At 66.3% G+C, this 20,151-nt stretch carries 21 protein-coding genes, 1 tRNA gene and 1 pseudogene; 13 read left to right on the forward strand and 10 right to left on the reverse strand.

Annotated elements, in window-relative coordinates:
• Window positions 1-79 precede the first annotated feature (79 nt).
• Window positions 80-598: a hypothetical protein gene (locus tag ACFSX5_RS09365; RefSeq protein ID WP_386833063.1), complete on the forward strand. Its 519-nt coding sequence runs from the start codon at window positions 80-82 to the stop codon at window positions 596-598.
• Here the strand turns inward: ACFSX5_RS09365 and miaB are convergent.
• Window positions 595-2,004: a tRNA (N6-isopentenyl adenosine(37)-C2)-methylthiotransferase MiaB gene (gene miaB / locus ACFSX5_RS09370; RefSeq protein WP_386833064.1), complete on the reverse strand. Its 1,410-nt coding sequence runs from the start codon at window positions 2,002-2,004 to the stop codon at window positions 595-597. The genes ACFSX5_RS09365 and miaB overlap by 4 nt on opposite strands.
• Window positions 2,005-2,098: 94 nt before the next feature.
• On the opposite strand from miaB, the gene ACFSX5_RS09375 reads away from it, so the two are divergent.
• The 6 genes from ACFSX5_RS09375 (at window position 2,099) to ACFSX5_RS09400 (ending at window position 7,921) form a co-directional block, all read left to right on the forward strand.
• A complete protein-coding gene (locus tag ACFSX5_RS09375; protein WP_386833065.1) occupies window positions 2,099-2,296 on the forward strand; it encodes a hypothetical protein in 198 nt (65 codons plus the stop codon).
• Between the two features lie 125 nt (window positions 2,297-2,421).
• Window positions 2,422-4,143, forward strand: a complete 1,722-nt coding sequence (locus tag ACFSX5_RS09380; RefSeq protein ID WP_386833067.1) for a sensor histidine kinase — start codon at window positions 2,422-2,424, stop codon at window positions 4,141-4,143.
• 133 nt (window positions 4,144-4,276) lie between these two features.
• The gene (gene rpsO, locus ACFSX5_RS09385) at window positions 4,277-4,546 is read left to right on the forward strand and encodes a 30S ribosomal protein S15 (protein ID WP_386833068.1); all 270 of its coding nucleotides are present in this window, start codon (window positions 4,277-4,279) and stop codon (window positions 4,544-4,546) included.
• Between the two features lie 295 nt (window positions 4,547-4,841).
• Complete coding sequence (pnp, locus tag ACFSX5_RS09390) at window positions 4,842-6,980, forward strand: polyribonucleotide nucleotidyltransferase (RefSeq protein ID WP_386833069.1); 2,139 nt, start codon at window positions 4,842-4,844, stop codon at window positions 6,978-6,980.
• A gap of 55 nt (window positions 6,981-7,035) precedes the next feature.
• Window positions 7,036-7,602 carry an alpha/beta hydrolase gene (locus ACFSX5_RS09395; RefSeq protein WP_386833070.1) on the forward strand — a complete coding sequence of 189 codons (567 nt, stop codon included), beginning with the start codon at window positions 7,036-7,038 and terminating at the stop codon, window positions 7,600-7,602.
• 148 nt (window positions 7,603-7,750) lie between these two features.
• Window positions 7,751-7,921 carry a hypothetical protein gene (locus ACFSX5_RS09400; RefSeq protein ID WP_386833071.1) on the forward strand — a complete coding sequence of 57 codons (171 nt, stop codon included), beginning with the start codon at window positions 7,751-7,753 and terminating at the stop codon, window positions 7,919-7,921.
• Window positions 7,922-7,958: 37 nt separating this feature from the next.
• Here ACFSX5_RS09400 and ACFSX5_RS09405 read toward each other — a convergent pair whose 3' ends face one another.
• The 3 genes from ACFSX5_RS09405 to ACFSX5_RS09415 all read right to left on the reverse strand — a co-directional run bounded on the left by ACFSX5_RS09405 (window position 7,959) and on the right by ACFSX5_RS09415 (window position 8,736).
• On the reverse strand, window positions 7,959-8,132 hold the full coding sequence (locus ACFSX5_RS09405; protein ID WP_386833072.1) for a hypothetical protein: 174 nt from the start codon (window positions 8,130-8,132) through the stop codon (window positions 7,959-7,961).
• Complete coding sequence (locus ACFSX5_RS09410; protein WP_386833073.1) at window positions 8,132-8,302, reverse strand: DUF1127 domain-containing protein; 171 nt, start codon at window positions 8,300-8,302, stop codon at window positions 8,132-8,134. The genes ACFSX5_RS09405 and ACFSX5_RS09410 overlap by 1 nt, the downstream gene beginning before the upstream one ends.
• Window positions 8,303-8,484: 182 nt before the next feature.
• Window positions 8,485-8,736 carry a hypothetical protein gene (locus tag ACFSX5_RS09415; protein WP_386833074.1) on the reverse strand — a complete coding sequence of 84 codons (252 nt, stop codon included), beginning with the start codon at window positions 8,734-8,736 and terminating at the stop codon, window positions 8,485-8,487.
• 283 nt (window positions 8,737-9,019) lie between these two features.
• On the opposite strand from ACFSX5_RS09415, the gene ACFSX5_RS09420 reads away from it, so the two are divergent.
• From ACFSX5_RS09420 to ACFSX5_RS09430, 3 genes are read left to right on the forward strand one after another with little or no spacing between them, the layout of a single operon-like run.
• On the forward strand, window positions 9,020-9,562 hold the full coding sequence (locus tag ACFSX5_RS09420; RefSeq protein WP_386833075.1) for a molybdopterin-dependent oxidoreductase: 543 nt from the start codon (window positions 9,020-9,022) through the stop codon (window positions 9,560-9,562).
• Window positions 9,559-10,938 (forward strand): sensor histidine kinase, encoded by a 1,380-nt coding sequence (locus tag ACFSX5_RS09425; protein WP_386833076.1) that lies wholly within the window; start codon window positions 9,559-9,561, stop codon window positions 10,936-10,938. The genes ACFSX5_RS09420 and ACFSX5_RS09425 overlap by 4 nt, the downstream gene beginning before the upstream one ends.
• The gene (locus ACFSX5_RS09430; RefSeq protein ID WP_386833078.1) at window positions 10,935-11,966 is read left to right on the forward strand and encodes a response regulator; all 1,032 of its coding nucleotides are present in this window, start codon (window positions 10,935-10,937) and stop codon (window positions 11,964-11,966) included. Before ACFSX5_RS09425 ends, ACFSX5_RS09430 begins: the two co-directional genes overlap by 4 nt.
• A gap of 3 nt (window positions 11,967-11,969) precedes the next feature.
• Here ACFSX5_RS09430 and ACFSX5_RS09435 read toward each other — a convergent pair whose 3' ends face one another.
• Entirely contained in the window at window positions 11,970-12,182 is a 213-nt protein-coding gene (locus ACFSX5_RS09435; protein ID WP_386833080.1) for a hypothetical protein, read from the reverse strand.
• 318 nt (window positions 12,183-12,500) lie between these two features.
• The gene (locus tag ACFSX5_RS09440; RefSeq protein ID WP_386833082.1) at window positions 12,501-13,910 is read right to left on the reverse strand and encodes an FAD-binding oxidoreductase; all 1,410 of its coding nucleotides are present in this window, start codon (window positions 13,908-13,910) and stop codon (window positions 12,501-12,503) included.
• Between the two features lie 213 nt (window positions 13,911-14,123).
• Here ACFSX5_RS09440 and ACFSX5_RS09445 point away from each other — a divergent pair, with 213 nt between their 5' ends.
• Both ACFSX5_RS09445 and ACFSX5_RS09450 read left to right on the forward strand, forming a co-directional pair.
• Entirely contained in the window at window positions 14,124-14,993 is an 870-nt protein-coding gene (locus ACFSX5_RS09445; protein ID WP_386833084.1) for a c-type cytochrome, read from the forward strand.
• Between the two features lie 80 nt (window positions 14,994-15,073).
• Window positions 15,074-15,484 carry a hypothetical protein gene (locus ACFSX5_RS09450; RefSeq protein WP_386833085.1) on the forward strand — a complete coding sequence of 137 codons (411 nt, stop codon included), beginning with the start codon at window positions 15,074-15,076 and terminating at the stop codon, window positions 15,482-15,484.
• 4 nt (window positions 15,485-15,488) lie between these two features.
• Here the strand turns inward: ACFSX5_RS09450 and ACFSX5_RS09455 are convergent, their stop codons facing one another.
• The 3 genes from ACFSX5_RS09455 to ACFSX5_RS09465 all read right to left on the reverse strand — a co-directional run bounded on the left by ACFSX5_RS09455 (window position 15,489) and on the right by ACFSX5_RS09465 (window position 17,479).
• Window positions 15,489-16,886, reverse strand: a complete 1,398-nt coding sequence (locus ACFSX5_RS09455; protein ID WP_386833086.1) for an L-serine ammonia-lyase — start codon at window positions 16,884-16,886, stop codon at window positions 15,489-15,491.
• A 236-nt stretch (window positions 16,887-17,122) separates the two neighbouring features.
• On the reverse strand, window positions 17,123-17,314 hold the full coding sequence (locus tag ACFSX5_RS09460; RefSeq protein WP_386833087.1) for a DUF4082 domain-containing protein: 192 nt from the start codon (window positions 17,312-17,314) through the stop codon (window positions 17,123-17,125).
• A gap of 88 nt (window positions 17,315-17,402) precedes the next feature.
• Window positions 17,403-17,479, reverse strand: a tRNA-Arg gene (locus ACFSX5_RS09465).
• A 260-nt stretch (window positions 17,480-17,739) separates the two neighbouring features.
• On the opposite strand from ACFSX5_RS09465, the pseudogene ACFSX5_RS09470 reads away from it, so the two are divergent.
• A pseudogene (locus tag ACFSX5_RS09470) lies at window positions 17,740-18,225 on the forward strand (transglycosylase SLT domain-containing protein); the annotation flags it as partial.
• Here the strand turns inward: ACFSX5_RS09470 and ACFSX5_RS09475 are convergent.
• On the reverse strand, window positions 18,222-20,060 hold the full coding sequence (locus tag ACFSX5_RS09475) for a PAS domain-containing protein (protein WP_386835615.1): 1,839 nt from the start codon (window positions 20,058-20,060) through the stop codon (window positions 18,222-18,224). The pseudogene ACFSX5_RS09470 and the gene ACFSX5_RS09475 overlap by 4 nt on opposite strands.
• Window positions 20,061-20,151: the final 91 nt, after the last annotated feature.

The following is a 20,151-nucleotide window of genomic DNA, read 5'->3' on the forward strand; positions in this document are numbered from 1 at the left end:
TCCTCTCGAGTGCAGCGATTGTCTGCCAGCGGCATTTTCCCAATTAGGGACTGCACCGCTGCCGCACAAGGATGCCGCCATGCCTGCCACGTTCTGGAGACCCCTGGTTCATTCCGCCGCCTTCACCATTGTTTCGGTTGCTGCCGTCGCAGCCCAGCCGGCAGCGGTGACCTGGACGCCCTATGCCGACCCGGTCTACGGCTTTTCGGCCGAATTGCCGCTCGGGCTCTTTTCGGTGGTCGAGGCGGAGGGCTCGCCCGGAATCATGCTCGCAGAGGTGGGTGGCGAGGCCCAACTCAGCCTCTATGGCGGTCCGGCCGAAGGCATGAATCGTGATGCGCTGGAGGCGCGTCTCTCTGCCGGCGAGCAGATCGGAACCATCACCTATCGCGCCGGCGGCGACTCCTGGTTCGTGCTGTCGGGCTTCTATGAGCCGCTGGGGCCGGGCGACCTGACCATCTTCTACACCAAGGTCATGTTCTCGCCCGATCACCAGACCTTCTCGGCCTTCGAGATCAGCTTCCCGGCAGAGGACAAACCGCGCTTCGAAGCCCTGGTCGAACGCTTGGAAGACAATTTCACCCGGCCGCGCGGCTAGGCCGCCTGGGCCACCGGCAACCGGCCGACCAGCGAATTGGTGCTGGTGCCGATGATTTCCACTTGGTGGATGGCGCCGATCAGGTCGGGGCTGCCCTCGAGGTGCACCGCCTGCAGGTAGGGCGAGCGTCCGCCGACCTGGCCGGCCTGGCGGCCGACGCGCTCGATCAGCACCGGCAGAGTCCGGCCAACCATGGAGGCGTTGAACGCCTGGGTCTGCTGCACCACCAGCGCCTGCAGCCGCTGCAGCCGTTCGTTCTTGACCTCTTCGGGCACCTGCTCGGTCAGCGATGCGCCGGGCGTGCCGGGGCGAGGCGAATATTTGAAGGAGTAAGCCGAGGCGTATCCTACCTCGCGGATCACCGCGAGCGTGTCTTCGAAATCCTGGTCCGTCTCGCCGGGGAAGCCGACGATGAAGTCGCCCGAAAGCGCCATATCGGGGCGCGCATCCTTGATGCGCTCGATCAGCCGCAGATACTCGTCGGCGGTGTGGCGGCGGTTCATCGCCTTGAGAATGCGGTCCGAACCCGACTGTACCGGCAGGTGCAGATACGGCATCAACAGCGGCAGGTCGCGATGCGCGGCGATCAGTGCGTCGTCCATGTCGCGGGGGTGGCTCGTGGTATAGCGCAGCCGTTCCAGCCCCTCGATCTCGGCAAGACGGTAGGCGAGTTCGCCCAGCCCGACGCTGCGGCCATTGCCGTCGAGGCCATGATAGGCATTGACGTTCTGGCCGAGCAGGGTGAGTTCCTTCACCCCGGCGGCAACGAGATTGCGGGCTTCGGCCAGCACCTGCTCCAGCGGCCGGCTGGTCTCGGCACCGCGGGTATAGGGCACGACGCAGAACGAGCAGAACTTGTCGCAGCCTTCCTGCACGGTGAGGAAGGCGGTCAGCCCGCGGGCGATGGTCACGTCCTTGCGGGCTGCCGGCAGCTTGGTGAACTTGTCTTCTTCAGGGAAGTCGGTGTCGACCACTGCACGCTTCAGCGCATCCGGCAGGTGCCGGCGGCCCTGCGCCTGCTCCAGCATCTGCGGCAGCTTGTGATAGGCCTGCGGCCCGAACACCAGGTCGACCACCGGCGCGCGGCGGGCGATCTCCTCGCCCTCGGCCTGGGCGACGCAGCCGGCAACGCCGATCATCACGTCATGGCCCTGCGAGCGCCGTTCGGCCTGCAGTTCCTTGAGGCGCCCCAGTTCGGAAAAGACCTTCTCGCTGGCTTTCTCGCGAATATGGCAGGTGTTGAGCAGCACGAGGTCCGCTTCGCCGATTTCCGTTGTCGGCTCATAGCCGTGCGGCAGCAGCGCGTCCGTCATGCGGTCGCTGTCATAAACGTTCATCTGGCACCCATAGGTGCGGATGAAGAGCTTCTTGCTGTTGGCGCGGGGCGGGGCGGCGGTTTCGGTCATGCGGCGCGTCATACCAGAGCCCGCGGCAAGACTCAAAGACTGCAACTGCCACCCGTCTCCGGTGTTGTTCTGGTGAACCCAAGAGGCATGCGAGATGACCAAGACCCAAGGCAATAACTCGGACGCTGCGCCCGCCGTGAAGGGCGGCCAGAAGCCCGGCCCAAAGGACTCTCCGGTGCAAGTGCGCGACGCCGGCGCCGAAGCTCAGGCCGACAAGCCCAAGAAGTGGGATGAGGTGGACGAGGCCGTGGACGAGAGCTTCCCGGCCAGCGATCCGCCGGCCAACTACTGAGCCGTGGCAAATTCGCCAAAACGCGCCGCGACTTAACACAGGTTTAGCCTTATCACACTTTCCGCATCCGGCGGGGACGGCTAAGGTCCTTCCTGCCGGTGCCCGGTGCCGGCCGGAAATGCGGTATGGCCACGTACGACAAGAACATCGATCCGCTGACGGCTGCCGCGCCGGCCGGGAAATCGCGGCCGCGTCGAATACGTCCTATCGTGCACTACCTTACCGGCGCCGCACTGGTGACGCTGGTCCCCGGCTTCCTCTTTGCAGGCCTCTTGATCTTTCAGAACCATCTTGCCCAGCAGGCAACGATGGAGACGCTGATGCTGGCCAGCGCCCGCGGCGTCACCCAGGCGATGGAGCGCGAGATCGGCGCCAACATCACCACGCTGCGCGTCCTGGCTGCTGCCCCGTCCTTGCGCGAGGGCGATTATCGCGGCTTTCACGAGCACAGCCGCGTAGCGCTCGACGAGACCCAGAAGAGCCTGTTCATCATCAATCCGGACCTCACCACCTTCGCCTATACGCGCTCCGACTTCGACGTGCCGCACAGCCGTACCAACAGCGTCGAGGCCGCTGAGACGGCGTTCAGCACCGGCGAGGTCGCCATAACTGACGTGCTGGTGGGCTCGGTCACCAAAAAGCTGATCTACAATATCCTTCAGCCGGTCGACATTCCTGACGACGGGCGCAAGCTCATCGCCCTTAATCAGGAGGTTGCCGGCCTTTCCTCGGTCATTTCCGAGACGGTTCTGCCGGAGGGCTGGAACGCTGCCCTGCTCGACAAGCGCAACCAGGTGCTGGCGGGTACGGCATCCGCCGGAGCGCTGGGGAACGCCTTCGCCTTCCCCCAACTCGGCGAACGGCCGAGTTTCTACCGCTGGCGTGAGGTGGATACGGCGGAAGGTCCGATGCTGAGCGTGGCGCAACGCTCCCCCAGCACGGGATGGACGGTGGTCGTCTGGGCGCCGGTATGGACGGTGTTTCAGCCGCTGATGATTTCGGTCGGCTCGCTGGCGGGCGGGGCCGTGCTGCTGCTGGCGCTGATGATCGCCGGGCTCGTATGGCTGAACCGCCAGGTGACGGAATCGGTGCGCGGCCTTGCCAAGGACGCGCGGCGCCTGGGCGACGGCGACGAGGTCTGGGCCCGGCCCTACCCGATCGCCGAGATCGCCGAGGTGTCGCAGGCCCTCTCCGACGCGTCGGCGCAGCGCCGCGCTGCCGAGCGCGACGTCGAGTTCCTGATGCGCGAAGTGGCGCATCGCGCCAAGAACCAGATGACGGTGATCACCGCCATGGCCAAGCAGACCGCCCGCGGTGCGACGGATATTCCGTCCTATGTGCAGGCCTTCGAGCGCCGGATCATGGGCCTGGCCCGGTCGACCGATCTGCTGCTGACCCATGGGCGCGCCGGGGTCGCACTGATGGAACTGGCCGAGAGCCAGCTCGAGCCCTTCGCTCCGCAGGATGCCGGCCGCATGACCATCTCCGGCCCACCGGTGCGGCTCAACGTGCAGGCGGCGCAACTGCTCGGCATGGCCCTGCACGAACTGGCGACCAATGCCGTCAAATACGGTGCCTTCGCCGGCGACAGCGGCCGGCTCGACCTGACCTGGAGCAGCAGCGATGAACTCGAACTCGTCTGGCGCGAGACCGTGCCGGGGCTCCAGATCGTTGGGGACCGCGTCGGCTTCGGCACCACCGTGCTCAAGGCCATGGTCGGCCGGTCGCTCAATGCCACGGTCGAGCGGCACCTGCGCGAAGACGGCATCGAGTGGCAGTTCGTGATTCCGCTGCCGGCCATCGATCCGGAGGGCGAGGGGGCGGCAGAGGTCGCCGCGGCGCAATAAGTCTGGAAAAGCCACGCCCTTTGCACTATATGGGCGCCAGCAATCGCTCCCTTTGGGGCGGCATTGCCATTGGCCCCGCCTGGACGACATCCCGGCCGGGGCGTCCACCTTCTTTTTCGAAAAGGAATCCCCGATGTCGATCACTGCCGAGCGCAAGGCCGCTCTGATCAAGGAATACGCGACCAAGCCGAACGATACCGGTTCTCCGGAAGTTCAGGTTGCGATCCTGTCCGAGCGCATTGCCAACCTCACCGAACATTTCAAGGGCCACAACAAGGACAACCATTCCCGTCGTGGTCTGCTGAAGCTGGTTTCGCTGCGTCGTCGTCTTCTTGACTACCTCAAGAACACCGACGAAGCCCGTTATAAGACCCTCATCGAGAAGCTGGGTCTGCGCCGCTAAGCGGTCATGGATGCGGTGCTAAGGCTCCGCATCCGTTTATCTGCCGTTCAGGTTGGTTCATCCTGGGCGGCGCCTAGGCCGGCGGTTGCCGGAGCATGGCAGGATTATCGGCTTCTTCCGCTGCGGAGAGGCTCATTGTCTTGTCCATGTTCTGTCCCCGCCAGACAGCAACAGTGCCTGATTTTGAGCCGGCGCGCACATGGGGTGCGGCCAGGTGCGGGCACACCGGCAGAGTTCGCGGGCTCTTGGCCTATCCCGTGTTTCCGCTCCGCCGGCAGAATGGAAAGACAAAACCATGTCGATCAATTTCGATCACCACAAGGTCGAGCTCAACTGGGGCGGCCAGCCGCTGACCCTCGAGACCGGCAAGATCGCCCGCCAGGCCGATGGTGCCGTGCTCGCCACGCTCGGCGAAACCGTTGTGCTGGCGACCGTCGTCAGCGCCAAGTCGCCGAAGCCGGGGCAGGATTTCTTCCCGCTGACGGTGAACTATCAGGAAAAGTACTTCGCCGCCGGCAAGATTCCGGGCGGCTACTTCAAGCGTGAAGGCCGGCCGACCGAAGGTGAGACCCTCACCTCGCGTCTCATCGACCGCCCGATCCGCCCGCTCTTCCCCGAAGGCTACAAGAACGAGACCCAGGTCATCGTCACCGTTCTCCAGCACGACATGGAGAACAACCCGGACGTGCTGGCCATGGTCGCTGCCTCCGCGGCGCTGACCATCTCCGGCGTGCCGTTCATGGGCCCGATCGGCGCCGCTCGCGTCGGCTATGTCGATGGCGAATACGTCCTGAACCTGCCGGTCGACCGCCGCAGCGACTCCAAGCTCGACCTCGTCATGGCCGGCACCGCCGACGCCGTCCTGATGGTTGAATCGGAAGCCAAGGAGCTCTCCGAGGAAGTGATGCTCGGCGCCGTGATGTTTGGTCACGCCGAGAGCAAGAAGGTCATCGACGCGATCATCAAGCTAGCCGAACTCGCCGCCAAGGAACCGCGCGACTTCACGCCGCCGGACTACACCGCGCTCGAAAAGGAAGTCCTCGCCATTGCCGAGGCCGACCTGCGCGCTGCCTACCAGATCACCAACAAGCAGCAGCGCTATGCTGCGGTTGATGCCGCCAACGCCAAGGTGAAGGAGGCTTTCGCCGCTCGCATCGAAGCCGGCGAGATCTCCAAGGAAGATCTGGGCGAGGTGGTGCACAACCTCCAGGCCAAGATCGTGCGCTGGAACATCCTCGACACCGGTTCGCGCATCGACGGCCGTGACACCAAGACCGTCCGCCCGATCCTGGCCGAAGTCGGCGTGCTGCCCCGCACCCATGGTTCCGCCATCTTCACCCGCGGCGAAACCCAGGCGCTGGTGGTTGCGACCCTCGGCACCGGTGAAGACGAGCAGTATGTCGACACGCTCGAAGGCCTCCGCAAGGAAAACTTCCTGCTGCACTACAACTTCCCGCCCTACTCGGTCGGTGAAGCTGGTCGCATGGGTTCGCCCGGCCGTCGCGAGATCGGCCACGGCAAGCTCGCCTGGCGCGCCATCAACCCGATCCGTCCGTCGGTAGAAGAATTCCCCTACACCATTCGCGTGGTGTCGGAGATCACCGAGTCCAATGGCTCCTCCTCGATGGCCACCGTCTGCGGCACGTCGCTGGCGCTGATGGATGCCGGTGTGCCGCTGCCGCGTCCGGTGGCCGGTATTGCCATGGGCCTGATCCTCGAAGGCGAGCGCTATGCGGTGCTGAGCGACATCCTCGGCGACGAGGACCACCTCGGCGACATGGACTTCAAGGTGGCCGGCACGTCCGAAGGCGTGACCTCGCTGCAGATGGACATCAAGATCGCCGGCATCACCGAAGAGATCATGCGCGTCGCCCTGGCCCAGGCCAAGGAAGGCCGTGCCCACATCCTCGGTGAAATGGCCAAGGCCATCTCGACCTCCCGCGGCGAAGTGGGCGAGTTCGCCCCGCGCATCGAGACCCTGAAGATCCCGACCGACAAGATCCGCGAAGTGATCGGCACCGGCGGCAAGGTGATTCGCGAGATCGTCGAGAAGACCGGCGCCAAGATCAACATCGAGGACGACGGCACCGTGAAGGTCTCGTCCAGCGAAGGCTCGCAGATCGAAGCGGCGATCAAGTGGATCCGCTCGATCACTGACGAGCCGGAAGTGGGCGGCATCTACCAGGGCACCGTGGTGAAGACCGCCGATTTCGGCGCCTTCGTCAACTTCTTCGGTGCCAAGGACGGCCTAGTCCACATCAGCCAGTTGGCCGACCAGCGCGTCGCCAAGACCACCGACGTGGTCAAGGAAGGCGACAAGGTCTGGGTCAAGCTCCTCGGCTTCGACGAGCGCGGCAAGGTCCGCCTGTCGATGAAGGTTCTCGACCAGGCGACCGGCAAGGAAATCGCCAAGGAAGAAACCGCCGCCGAGTAAGCGGCTCGAATGGAAGGCCCGGAGCGATCCGGGCCTTTTTGTTTGGGGGTGTGACATGGCGGGAGTGCTGTTCATCCATAGTGCCGGTGCACAGGGGCCCGGGGAAGGCAGCTCGGCCCTGCTTGCCGCCTTGAAAGCCGAGCTTCGCGCCGATGTGCCGGTGGACGCCCCGCTGATGCCGGAGCCGGAAAACCCCGAACCTGGTCTCTGGCTGCCCGCCATCGCCGCGGCGCTGGCGCGACAGCAGGAGCCCTTTGTCGCCGTCGGCCACTCGCTCGGCGGTTCGAGCCTGCTGCAGCACCTCGCGGCGGTGGACACGCTGCCGCGAGGCCTTCGAGGCGTCGTTCTCCTCGCGGCGCCCTTCTGGGGCATGCCGGACTGGGATTTCGACGGGTTCGAGGTTTATGCCCTGCCGCCCGGAGCGCGGGATCGCCTCACAGCACTGCGGCACGTCCGCCTCCTCATTGGCGATGCCGACGACACCGTTTCTGTCTCTCATGCCGAGCGCTACCGCTCGGTGCTGCCGCAGGCGACCCTCCATGTGCTGCCCGGCGTCGACCATGAAGCCGCCGGCGCCGCCCGCGCTGTCGCCGACGCGGTGGAGGCGCTGCTGCAACCCTGAGCCCCGCCAAGCCGGCGGAGCAAATTCAGCCCGCGCGCGGGATACTTTCGGTGTTCCCGCTGAAGCTGTCTATGTGCCGAAGAGAAGACTCATCGCGCCGTCACCATGCTGCGCCTGCCCGGAGCGCAGGCATCATCGTGGATGCAAAATGTCACGGATGAACGCTCGTCCGAGGCGATGTTCGCGGAAGTCGCTGGTCTTCGGCCTGTGGGGGCGCGATGGTGCCTATCAGGATCTGGCGCTGGTTGGCGCCTTGATGGCCATGATCGGCGCCTTGGCCATCGGCTTTGTCGATCGCGAGCGGAGGCGTGCAGGGTAGCCGTCTCTGAACTCCTGACCCGGTCCACCCCCCGCGATCAGCCGCGCTGCGTCTGCTCTGCCGTTTCGGCCGGCAACCAGCTCGCCAGCAGCGGGAACTTGCCCATGTCGAGCTTGGGCGTCAGCACCACCACCGACAGCAGCAGCAGCAGGTGCCAGGCGCGGAACAGCGGCCGACGGCGGCGGCGCAGATGCGAAGGCACATAGCGCATCAGCGGCCGGCCCCGTGGCGCTTGCGCCTCGTGCGATAGGCGTCGAGCTCGATGATCTCGGCCCGGCTGATGCCTATGTCGGCCAGCAGGTGATCGCTGAGTTCGGCAAGGTGCAGTTGGGTCTGGCGGTGGCGGCGCTTCAGGCGCCAGGCATCGAGAAACTCGAGCATGATGTTCTCCAAGAACTTGTGTGGCGCCGATCTAGGGCCGCCTCCGGTCTGCCGCCCCACCCGTTTGAGGGGCACCTTCGGCGAAATCCGGGGTGCGTTGCGCCCAGCCAAGAAAAAGCCGCCCGGCAGGGCGCGGGCGGCGAGGGAGGTCAGGAAATAGGAGGCACCGGCACGTCGGGAAGTCAGGAGCGAGCGCCACCGGTCGCCGTGGTGTTAACCGCTTGCTCATCTCTTCGCCCCACGCGTTTGCGTGGGTCCGGCGGAATCATCCGGCGGCGAAGCTCATGTCCCACCAGCGCCGCCAGCATCGCCAGGATGATCGTTCCCAGGCCGACCACCACGGTGGTGCCTGGACCGAAGAGCTCGAAATTGACCACTGAGACTCCGATCAGCACGTAAATGCCGAGCGGCAGGTCGCGATGATGGTGTGACATGGCGGATTCCAGAAGTTGTGGAGGTCGCGGCAGTGACCGCAGGTATTGCGGTCCCAAGACCACGCGTGATCCCGCGTCGTCGCCACCCAAACGAGTGGTTCGCCGGATGAGGGTAGTAGAGCGCGATCCGCCCGGCCTGGTTTTCTGTCGTGTCCCCACCCGAACAGGTAAAATCGTATCAATGGTGCGTTTTTCTGCTTGGCGTCGCTGGACCAAGCGAAATATTGAGCGCCATTATACGATGGACGCCCGAGGGAGCCGGGCCAGAGGGGCGACACTCAAGATGCCAAGGGGCAAGTCAGGTGCAGGTGGGCTGGGCGCCGGTTGGCGATGGCTGGCGGCCGCGCTGCTGTTCGCCCTGACGGCGGCGGCGCCACCTGCCGCCGAACCGCTGCCGCAGCCGACCGGACCGGTGATCCTGGTGGTGAGTGGCGCAGTGGCAGTCACCAATTCCGGGCGCGGCGCCGAGTTCGACCGCGACATGCTGTATGCCCTGGGGCTCACTGAGGTCAGCACCACCACCGCGTGGACCGACGGCGTGCAGCACTTCCAGGGCGTGCTGCTGCGCGATGTGCTGGAGCGGGTCGGCGCCGTCGGCACCACCATCACCGGCCTCGCCCTCAACGACTATCGCGCGCCCATCCCCTTCGAGGATGCCGCGCTCTATGACGTCCTGCTCGCCACGGTCATGAACGGCGCCGAGATGCAGGTGCGCGACCGTGGTCCGCTGTGGATCGTCTACCCCCGCGACGCCCATCCGGAACTGCAGGAGCCGCAATACAACGACCGGTGGGTGTGGCAGTTGCGGGAGCTGCAAGTCCAATGAGCCTCAGGCCGTGGATGACCCGGCGCTTTCTCCTGGCTCTCGTCGCCATGGCCATCCTGTTCGCGCTGCTGGTCGCGGCGACGCTGCGGCTGCTTTCAAGCGAAAACGCCACCGCCGATTACATCACCGAGGACATGGTGTGGCTGTCGAGCCAGGGGCAGTATGAGGCGGTCCGCTTCGCCGATGCCGTGCGGGGCTACGGCCAGGGAGAAGTGGCACGCGACGAGGTGCAACTGCTGCTCGACCTGCTGAGCAGCCGCATCGCGGTGCTCGAGCAGGGTGAGCCGCACCGGCAGCTGCAGGGGCTCGGCTACTCCGGGCAGCTGGATGAGTTCCGACTGACGGTGGACGGCGCCCATGGCGTGCTGCAGGCCCTCCAACCCGACGATGGCTCCGCCGTCGCGACACTCCATGAAGAGGCGCTGGAGCTTGCGGCGTCGCTACGCGATGTCGCCAATGCCGCCCTGTTCAGCAAGCGCCAGCGCGATGCCGCCATTCGCGAGCAGCGCCGCCACACCCTGTTCGAGGTGCTGGCGACTTTGGTCGCCACCATGGCGGCAGGACTGCTGCTCGCCGGCATCCTGGTCGGCGAGCATGGCAAGATGGTGCGCGCCGAGGCCGCCCTTGAACGGGAGCGGCAGGTGTCGCGGCTGCACCGCGCCTTCATCTCGGTGGTGTCGCACCAGTTCCGCACCCCACTGGCGATCATCGACGCCAGCGCCCAGCGCATGGTGCGCCGCGGTTCGTTGATGAGCGAGGACGAGATCGCCTCCCGCGCCGAGAAGATCCGGGCGGCTTGCCTGCGCCTGACCCGTTTGATGGAAAGCACTCTCAACGCGGCGCGCCTGGAAGAGGGCGAGATCGCCCTCAACCTGCGCTCCTGCGACCTCGAGGAACTGCTGAGAGGTGTGTGGGACAGCCAGCCCGAGCAGGATCAGCGGCGGATCGCGCTGGAGATCGAAAACCTTCCCCGCGCGATAGAAGCCGACACCACGCTGCTGGAGCAGGCGGTGCAGAATCTCATTTCCAACGCGCTCAAATATTCGCCCGCCGGCAGTTCGGTGAAGGTGCACGCCGCCAGGGTCGGCAGCGACATCGTCATCGAGGTGACCGATCAAGGTGTCGGTGTGCCGGAGGATGAGCTCGGTTCGCTGTTCCGCCGCTTCTATCGTGCCCGCACCGCCGAGGGTATTCCCGGCACCGGCATCGGCCTCAGCTTTGCCGCCCAGATCATGGATCTGCATCGGGGCCGGATCGAGGTGAACAGCGTCGAGGGCAAGGGTTCGACCTTCACCCTGCGTTTCCCCTTCCGCCGCCCGGCCCCAGAGGCCAGCGAGGCGCCCATTCTCAACACTGAAGTGATTGCCGGGCCATGACAGCCACCATTCTCTGCGTCGAGGACGAAGCCGACCTCCGGGCCGATATCTGCGAGGAACTCGCCGCTGCCGGCTATCAGGTGGCTGAAGCGGCCAATGGGCAGGACGCGCTGGAACAGTTACGTGCCAGCCGTTTCGACCTGGTGCTGTGCGACATCACCATGCCGAAGATGTCCGGGCTCGAACTGCTCCGGCTGGTGCGGCAGGAGCCCGGCCTTGGCGATCTGCCCTTCATCTTCCTCACCGCTCTTGCCAGCCGCCGCGACATCATCGCCGGCAAGGAAGCGGGGGTCGACGACTACCTGACCAAGCCCATCGATTTCGATCTGATGCTGATCACCGTCGCGGCGCGCCTCGACCAGGTCGCGCGCATCAAGGGCGCGGTGCGGGGCGAAGGCAGCGCCGGCGGCAGCGTGCGCTCGGCCCTGCTCGGTGCCGATGAGGCGCTCAATCGCATCGCCCTCGGCGTGTTCCTGCTCGACAGCGAACGCAAGGTACTGTTCCGCAATCGCCGCGCCGAGGAATTGGTAACCGAAGCCGACGGCATCAGCGTCTCGCGCGAGGGTCTGCTGCGTGGCGAGAAACCGCAGCAGACTCAGGCCCTGCGCGATATCGTCGATGTGGCGATCGCCCGGGCGACTGCCGGTGATCGGCAGGCGAGTCAGGCGGTGGCGCTCAGCCGCAATTCCGGCCGTCGCGCCCTGTTCGCCGTGGCCTGCCCGCTGGGCCGGGGTCCGGCGCAGCCGGGCGAGCCGGTGGTCGGGCTCTTCGTCACCGACCCCGAGCGGCGCCTCAGCGCCGCGGCCGAGGCGGTCGCGCAGCTTTATGGTTTGTCCCCGGCAGAGACGCGGCTGGCACTGGCCTTGGCGCGTGGCCTGCGGCTCGACGAGATCGCCGAGGAATTCGGTATTTCGCGCAACACGGTGAGCTACACGCTCAAGAACCTGTTCCGCAAAACCGAGACCGACCGTCAGGCCGACCTGATCAGCCTGTTCATATCGAGTCCGGTCAGCCTCGAGGATCAGTAGGGCTCACGCCGCGGCGCGCTGGCTGCGGCGCGTCCGAGCGGCGGGTGCGGCCGCACCTTTTGCCGCCGGTCGGCGGCGCTTGCTCGCCGGCCGCGGCCGGAACGCCGGGTCGCTGGCGATCACGGCCGCGATGGCGGCATCGATGTCGCGGAAGATCGAGGTCAGCTCGGGATGCTGGCTCTCGTCGAAGTCGATGGTGGGGGGCAGGCGGGTCATCTGTTTGTCCTCGGCATGGGTTCAGGCGGCCAGGCCATAGGGCAGGGCCAGAAAGGCAAGGGCGAGCGCATAGAGGCTCGAAAGCAGCAACGTGCGGCGCATGATGGTCTCGATGTGAAAGAAGGGACGGGGCGAAGTCATCGCCCCGGTTGCGCGCCATTAATCATTTGTTGAGACTTGCCTCGCCCCTCAAACAGGTGGGCAGATCGGGCAAGATAACGGAAAATAACGACCGAGGCCGGTGAGAAACAAATCGGCGCCGGAACTGCTGAGCAGCTCCGGCGCCGTTACGGCGTCACCAGAATTGACCGGGATCGGTCATGCGGCGGGTGGGATATTCTGGTTCAACCGGAACAGGTTGGTCGGGTCGTAGCGGCGCTTGATCTCGCGCAGTCGCTCCAGGGTGGCTTCCGGGTAGACCTGGTCGAGACTGTCGGCGCCTTGTTCCGCCTGGAAGTTCACATAGGTGCCGGCCATGGCACTCGTGCCGAGGGCGGCGATCCCATCCGCCGCCCAGCGGTCGTTGCGCGCCGCCGCTTCGGCGCCACCGTCCATCGCAAGGTAGGCGAACAGGATCGGCGCTGACCGGTGCGCATAGGCCGTGGCTTCGGCCGGCACACGCGCCGCCGCCCCACCGAGGATGCGGATCTGCGCCATCCGCATCGGCGCCGGACACGCGCTCACCCGCTCCAGCATGTCCGTGGCCTGCTTCAGGTCGATGTCATCGATGAACCGCGCCCGTACCGATACAGCCGGCGTCATGCCCGGCTCTTCGGGCAGGTACATCATGCTGTAGGGGCCGGGCCGCACCAGGTCGGCGAATGGCGTCGCCAGTGCCCGGAACGGCGCCAGTGCCACCGCGGCAGCCGCAGCCGGGCCGGCATAGGCCATCATGCCCATCAGCACGGTCTTGCCGTAGAGTTCGGGCGGTAGGAAGGGCATCGGCGGGCAGGGCATCGCGATCAGGATGGTGGTCAGCTCTTCCGGTGCCGCCCGGGCAGCGGTCACGAAGCCGGTGACCACTTCCGGTGTCGCCGGCAGCACCAGCGGCCCGCCGGTGAACTCCGGCAGCGGGTTCAGCCGGTACTTGAACCGGGTGACCACGCCGAAATTGCCGCCGCCGCCGCGAATGGCCCAGAACAGGTCCGCATGATTGCCTTCGTCGACCGTCAGGATGTCCCCCGCGGCGGTGACGATCTCGGCCGCCAGCAGGGCGTCGATGGTGAGGCCATGCTTGCGTGCCATGTAGCCGAGCCCGCCGCCCACGGTGAGGCCACCGATGCCCACTCCGGCGGAGTCACCGAAGCCCACCACTACCTGGTGCTGGTCGAGCGCCGCGGACACCTCTCCCGCCGTAAGGCCACTGCCGGCCCAAACCGTCATCGCCGCGGTATCGATGTCGATGCCGTTGAGGTCGCGCAGGTCGATGACGACGCCACCGGCGCTGCTGCTGTGCCCGCACACCGAGTGACCGCCGCTGCGAATGGCGATCTCGAGTTCGTTGCGGCGGGCGAAGTCGACCACATCGGCAACATCGGCCGCGTCCTGCACGCGGGCAATGAACAGCGGCTGGTGGTTCCAGTTGCCGAGCGCCACCGCGCGCAATGCATCATAATCCGTGTCACCCGTGGTGATGATCCGGCCCTTCATCCTGAGGGCGAGGGTCTCGACGCCGCGTGCCAGTTGACCAGTCAGTTCGGGTGCAGCCACCCGCATGACGACGTTCATCTTGTCCGCTCCAAGTAAAGGCGCCGCTCCCCGGCGCGTGATGGCGGGGCGGAATAGAGGATCGCGCAGGGCCGCGCCCTACCCGTTTGTGGGGGCCGAATTGGAGGCTGGATTGCGTGAGTGGATGAACTCTCGGGCTAGTGATCGGCCCGCCGATTGCACGCTGGTGGCCAATCTGCTCTTTTCCTCAACGGCTTACGGAGGGAGAACCAGGTGCGTTGCTGGTGGCTTGTGGGCGTCGTCGTGCTGATCGTGGCAGTTTCGGCGGGATTCTATCTTCTGAAGCCGGTTGCCGGTCCGTCGCGCGACCTGACGCTGGTGGGGGATGCCGAGCGCGGTGCCTACCTGCTTCGAATCGGCGGTTGCATCTCCTGCCACACCGATGCGGCCAATGGCGGACCCGAACTCGCCGGCGGTGCGGGGCTCGCAACGCCCTTTGGCACCTTCGTGCCGCCCAACATCACCGCCCACCCCGAAGCGGGGATCGGCAACTGGACGCTGGCGCAGTTCGCCGACGCCATGAGCAATGGCATGGGCGCCGACGGGCACCTCTACCCGGTGTTCCCCTATGAGAACTACACACTGATGAGCGACCAGGAGGTCGCCGATCTTCACGCGGCGCTTCTTGCCACCGAACCCGTTGCCGAGCCGGCCGGCGACCTGCCCTTCCCCTTCAACATCCGCCTGGCCGCCGCCGGCTGGAAGAACCTGTTCTTCACCCCGCGCCGCTTCGAGCCCGAGCCCGGCCGCTCCGAGACCTATAATCGCGGCAAGTACCTCGCCTTCGGCCCCGCCCACTGCGTCGCCTGCCACACGCCCCGCAACGTCTTCGGCGCGATCGAATGGGACCAGGCGCTGACGGGCTCCCCCGGCGGCGTCGGCGGCCGCGCCCCCGCCATCACCGCGGCAGCGCTGCGCGAGGAGGGCTACGACGTCCCCACCCTGGTGCAGACGCTCAGGGACGGCTTCACCCCCAATTTCGACGTCCTCGGCGGCCCGATGGGCGAGGTGATCGCCGACTCCACCTCGCACTGGACCGACGAAGACCTCACCGCCCTGGCCGAGTTCCTTCTCGCCGAGTAGCCTCCCTGCGCCGACGGGACGCCATTGTCCTTTGCCGCCAGATACGTATTCTCCCTTAGGGGTGAATACGGAGGCGAGGGATGGTTGCGCCTGACAAGCCGGAGGGGCTGGGCGACAATCCGCAGGCGGGTCTCTACCGTCTGGTGCTCACCGCTTATGGCTATCGCTGCGCCCTCACTGGCGAGCGCTTCCTGCCCGAAGGCGGCCTGATCCATCCCCATCTCGAAGCCGTCGCCATCCGCCCGCGCGACAGCGGCGGCCCGCTCGCCATCACCAATTACCTGGCGGTGGAGGAACATGCTGGCCGCGCTTTCCGCGCTGGCCATATCGTGATCGCCGACGACTACCGCATCCTCCTGCCCGAGCCGCACCGGCTGCAGCCAGCGCTGGCGCGCCGGTTGGGCGAAAAGCTGTTTCTGCCCGAGGAGACGATGTTCTGGCCGGACCGCGAGCATCTCGGCTTTCATCGCCGCCTGATGCAGCGCGGCTGAAAGCTCAGCACTCCACCACATTGACCGCAAGGCCGCCGAGACTGGTCTCCTTGTAACGCTCGTTCATGTCCCGCCCGGTCTGGCGCATGGTCTCGACGCAGGCATCGAGCGACACGGCATGGACGCCATTGCCCATCAGTGCCAGCGATGCCGCTGTCACCGCCTTCACCGCCCCGAAGGCATTGCGCTCGATGCAGGGAACCTGCACCAGCCCGCCGACCGGGTCGCAGGTCATGCCAAGATGGTGCTCGAGCGCGATCTCGGCGGCATTTTCCACCTGCTCGGGCGTGCCGCCCATCACCGCGCACAACCCCGCCGCCGCCATGGCCGAGGCCGAACCAACCTCGCCCTGGCAGCCGACCTCGGCGCCCGAAATCGAGGCGCGGTGCTTGACGATGCCGCCAATGGCTGCGGCGGTAAGGAGAAAATCATGGATGCCGCGGCGTTCGGCGCCGCCCACCTGTTCGACATAGAACCGCAATACCGCCGGGATCACCCCGGCGGCGCCGTTGGTCGGCGCCGTGACCACCCGACCGCCCGCGGCATTCTCCTCGTTCACCGCCATGGCGAACACTGAGAGCCAGTCATTGGCGGCGAGCGGATTGAACACGTTGCGCGTTCGCGCCGCCTCGAGTCGCTCGTGGATGCCCCTGGCCCGCCGTGGCACCTTGAGCCCGCCGGGCAAGCGCCCCTCCCGGCGCAACCCGCGGTCGATGCAGTCCGACATCGCCTGCCACAGCCGGTCGAGCCCGTGTTCAAGCTCCGTGGCGCTGCGCAGCGCCAGTTCGTTGCGCCGCTTCATCTCGGCGATCGACAGGCCGGATTGTCTTGCCATGGCCAGCATTGCCGCGGCGGAGTCGAAGGGGTAGGGGACCGCCGGCCCACTTGCTGCCACCTTGGTGTCGCCGGCCAGCATCTCCGCCTCGCACATGACGAAGCCGCCACCGACGGAATAGAATGCCCGCCTGAGCAGCAGCGCGCCGCCCTCGTCGAAGGCGGTGAACTGCAACCCGTTCGGATGCAGCGGCATCCGCGTCTGCTTGTCGAACACCAGGTCGCGCGCCGGCCGGAACCGGTAGGGTGGGTGCCCCGGCGGCTCCACCCGTCCTGTGCGCTCGACGCCCTCGACAACCGCGTCCATCCGGTCCGGGTCGACCGTATCCGGCAACAAGCCGCTGAGCCCCAGGATCACCGCCCGACCCGAGCCATGCCCGAGGCCGGTAAAGGCGAGCGATCCGTGCAGGCTCGCCGTCAGCGCCACCGGCTGCGCCCGCGCCGGGCGGGGCCAATCGCCATCGCGCAGTTCTGCGAGAAATCGTCCGGCCGCTACCATCGGTCCCATGGTGTGGGAACTTGACGGACCCACCCCGATCTTGAACACGTCGAACACCGACAGGAACACGGGCGAACTCCAGCAGCCTCTGCCCGCCACCTTAGCGGCAAAGCCGAGCGCTATCGAGACCGGCGCGAGATCACCCGAAAAGGCTCAGAAGGACCCAGGCTGCCAGCACCACCAGCACCCACGCCAATACGGCAAGCAGAAGCACCCGAAGGCCACGGGGCATGACCTGTCCTCCCAAGGACATCATTGGTCCTTGTCCGCCGGAGGCGCTCTCGCTCCAATGATCTAGTCGCGAGCTATTCGAAGATCACGTCCACCCAGTAGTTGGTGGCGTTGAATGTCCCGGAGGGGAAGCTCGTCGGTCCATAGGCGAACACCCCGTTTCCACCGGAACTGCCGCTTGCCGGTGCGGTCAGACTGCCATTGGCCACCGCGGTCGCAAACCCATTGGCCGTCGCCGAGTAGAAGCCATTGCTGTGATAGGACACCACATAGGTCGAAGACAGCAGCCCACTATGTCGGCAACACGGCCGCGAAGCCGCACGCCGAGTGGAAACGATCTCGTTTTGGAAATATTGGCGCACCCGACAAGATTCGAACTTGTGGCCTCTGCCTTCGGAGGGCAGCGCTCTATCCAGCTGAGCTACGGGTGCATTGGCCGAACGGGTCCGGCGGATGGGCGCAAACTAGCCAAAGCCGGGGGCACGCGCAACGGGTGGGGAAGGAAAAGTTCACGACTGCGCCAGTAGAAGTGCGTCGTCACACAAGAGCCATCAAGCCGCCGCGATTTGCCCGTATGGGCGGCAGGGCGACAATCGGCTAGGATCGCGGCATGACCAGACTACCCCTTCGCACCGGCGTTTGCCTCGCCGGACTCGCCGCGGCAAGCCTGCTGCTGACCGGGTGCTCGATCAGTGGCCTCAAGCCGGCTCCCGGCGGCAAGGCCACGGCAGCGCTCGCGGCCCTGGCAACGCCCTCGTCCACTCCGGCTGGGCACGTGCCCGATGCGGCGGTGGTGCCCGCCGCACCCAAGCTCCTTGCCTATACCGGCAACCAGCTCGATGGGTTGATCAGCCACTACAGCCAGCAATACAGCGTTCCGGAATCGCTGGTGCGCCGCGTCATCGTGCGCGAGAGCAACTACAACCCGGCCGCCCGCAACGGCCCTTACTACGGCCTGATGCAGATCAGCCACGCCACTGCCAGCGGCATGGGCTATCGCGGCTCGCCCAGTGGCCTGCTCGATGCCGAGACCAATCTGCGCTACGCCGTGCGCTACCTCGCCGGCGCCTATGTCACCGCCAAGGGCAATCCTGACCTGGCGGTGCGCTACTATGCCCGCGGTTATTACTACGACGCCAAGCGCCTCGGCCTTCTCGAGGTGTCGGGCCTGCGCTAGCCCGTCCGTCCGGCCACGGCCAGATGCGCCCGACACACCACGCCTGATGCATGGTAAGTCAGGCTGACGCTGCTGCCCGGCAGCGAGGACAGCCCCCGCTCGATCAGCGACGAGCCGAAGCCGCGCCGCTGCGGCGGGTGGACTTCCGGTCCGCCCCGCTCCGCCCACTGCCACTCGACATTGCCCGCTGCATCGGTGTGCCAGGTGATATCGACACGCCCTTCAGCAATGCTGAGCGCGCCATATTTGGCGGCGTTGGTCCCGAGTTCGTGCAGCATTAGCGCCACCCCCAGCGCCGGACGGCTGCCAAGGCGGATATTGGGACCTTCGACATGAAAACGCTGGCCATCGTCATGCAGCCGCGTCGCCGACACCACCAGGTCGTGCAGTCCGGCGCCGTCTTCGAGGCCGTTGGTCAAGAGATCCTGCGCCTGCGCCAGGGCCGTGAGGCGATCCGCGACGCTGGTGCGCGCCATGGCCATGCTGTCGGCCGAGCGCAGCGTCTGCGCCACGATAGCCTGCACCATGGTCAAGAGGTTCTTGATGCGATGCGATGATTCCTGCGTCAGCAGCGCCATCTGCGCCTCGCGGTCCTGGCGGGCGGTGATGTCGAAGCTGGCGCCGACCACGTGAGTGGGGGCGCCGGAGGCACCGCGCAGCACATTGCCCTGCCGCTCGAGCCAGCGCACTTGTCCGTCCGGGAGGACGATGCGGTATTCGGTACGGCGCAGGCCCTCCTCGAGACTGCGGCCGGCCGCGGTCGCCAGCCGCTCGCGATCGTCGGGATGCACCGCATCGACATAGTCGGTATAGGGCCGCGGGCCGCTGTCGGCCGGCAGGCCGTAGAGCAGGTTGAAGGTGGGCGAGCCGGTCAACAGCCCTGTGCCCAGATCCCACACGAAGGTGCCGACGCCCCCCGCCTCTTGGGCGATGCGCAGCATTTCGCGCTGGCGCAGCAATTCCTGCTCGGCCAGCTTCTGCTCGGTGATGTCGTGGCCCTGCACGAAGATGCCGGCGACCGCACCGTCGACATCGCGGATCGGCTGGTAGATGAAGTCGAGATAGCGCAGTTCGGCGCTGCCGCTGGGTTGCTGCACCATCACCGGCACACCGCGACCGATGAATGGCTCGCCGGTGCGCCGCACCTGGTCCAGGAGGCGCGTAAAGCCCTGCTCCACCATTTCCGGCATGCTCTCGGCCACCGACTTGCCGAGAATGTCGCGGTCGAGCCCCACCAGGCGCTGATAGGCGTCGTTGACCAGAGTGAAAACGTGGTCGGGCCCGCTCACCACTGCCATGAAGCTGGGGGTCTGCTGGAACAGCCGCCGCAACTCCTCCGATTGCTGGGCAAGCGCGGTGTTTTCGGCCTGAACTGCCGCCGCGCGACCGAGAATGCCCGCCTCATCCTTGAGGCTGCGGGCAGTGCGACGCAGCGTTTCCACCGCGGTGACGTCGGTGGTGTGCTGCAATACGTAGGCAATCCGCCCATCGGCGCCGAAGATCGGGGTGTGCGTGGCGCTCCAGTAGCGAAGCGATGGGGGCTCGCCCGTCGGGCTGACGTCGTAGGGAATCAGCGCCAACTCGTCGGGGCGACCTTCCGCCAGCACCTTTGCCAGCGAGCCACGCAACAGGCTGCCGCCAGGTGAATCGGGGTCCGACGGAAAGGCCTCGAACAGGTTGCGGCCGATGACGGTATCGCGCGGCCGCTGCACCTCGCGCTCATAGGCGGCGTTGCAGGCCACGATGGTCAGATCACGGTCGAACAGGACGTAGGGGTTGGGTGCGGCTTCAAACAGGGCCGCAAAGTCGATGGTCGTCCGCAGGTCCCCGTTCAGGGCCGCCTCCCGTTCCCCCGCACTCTAGGTCACGCCCGGGACGGGCGAATGGCTGGGATTTCGATGAACCATAAATGGCTTGGCGGGGAAA

Origin of the sequence: Devosia albogilva, from assembly GCF_042685625.1 — a bacterium.
In the GTDB taxonomy this organism is placed as follows: Bacteria; Pseudomonadota; Alphaproteobacteria; order Rhizobiales; family Devosiaceae; genus Devosia; species Devosia albogilva.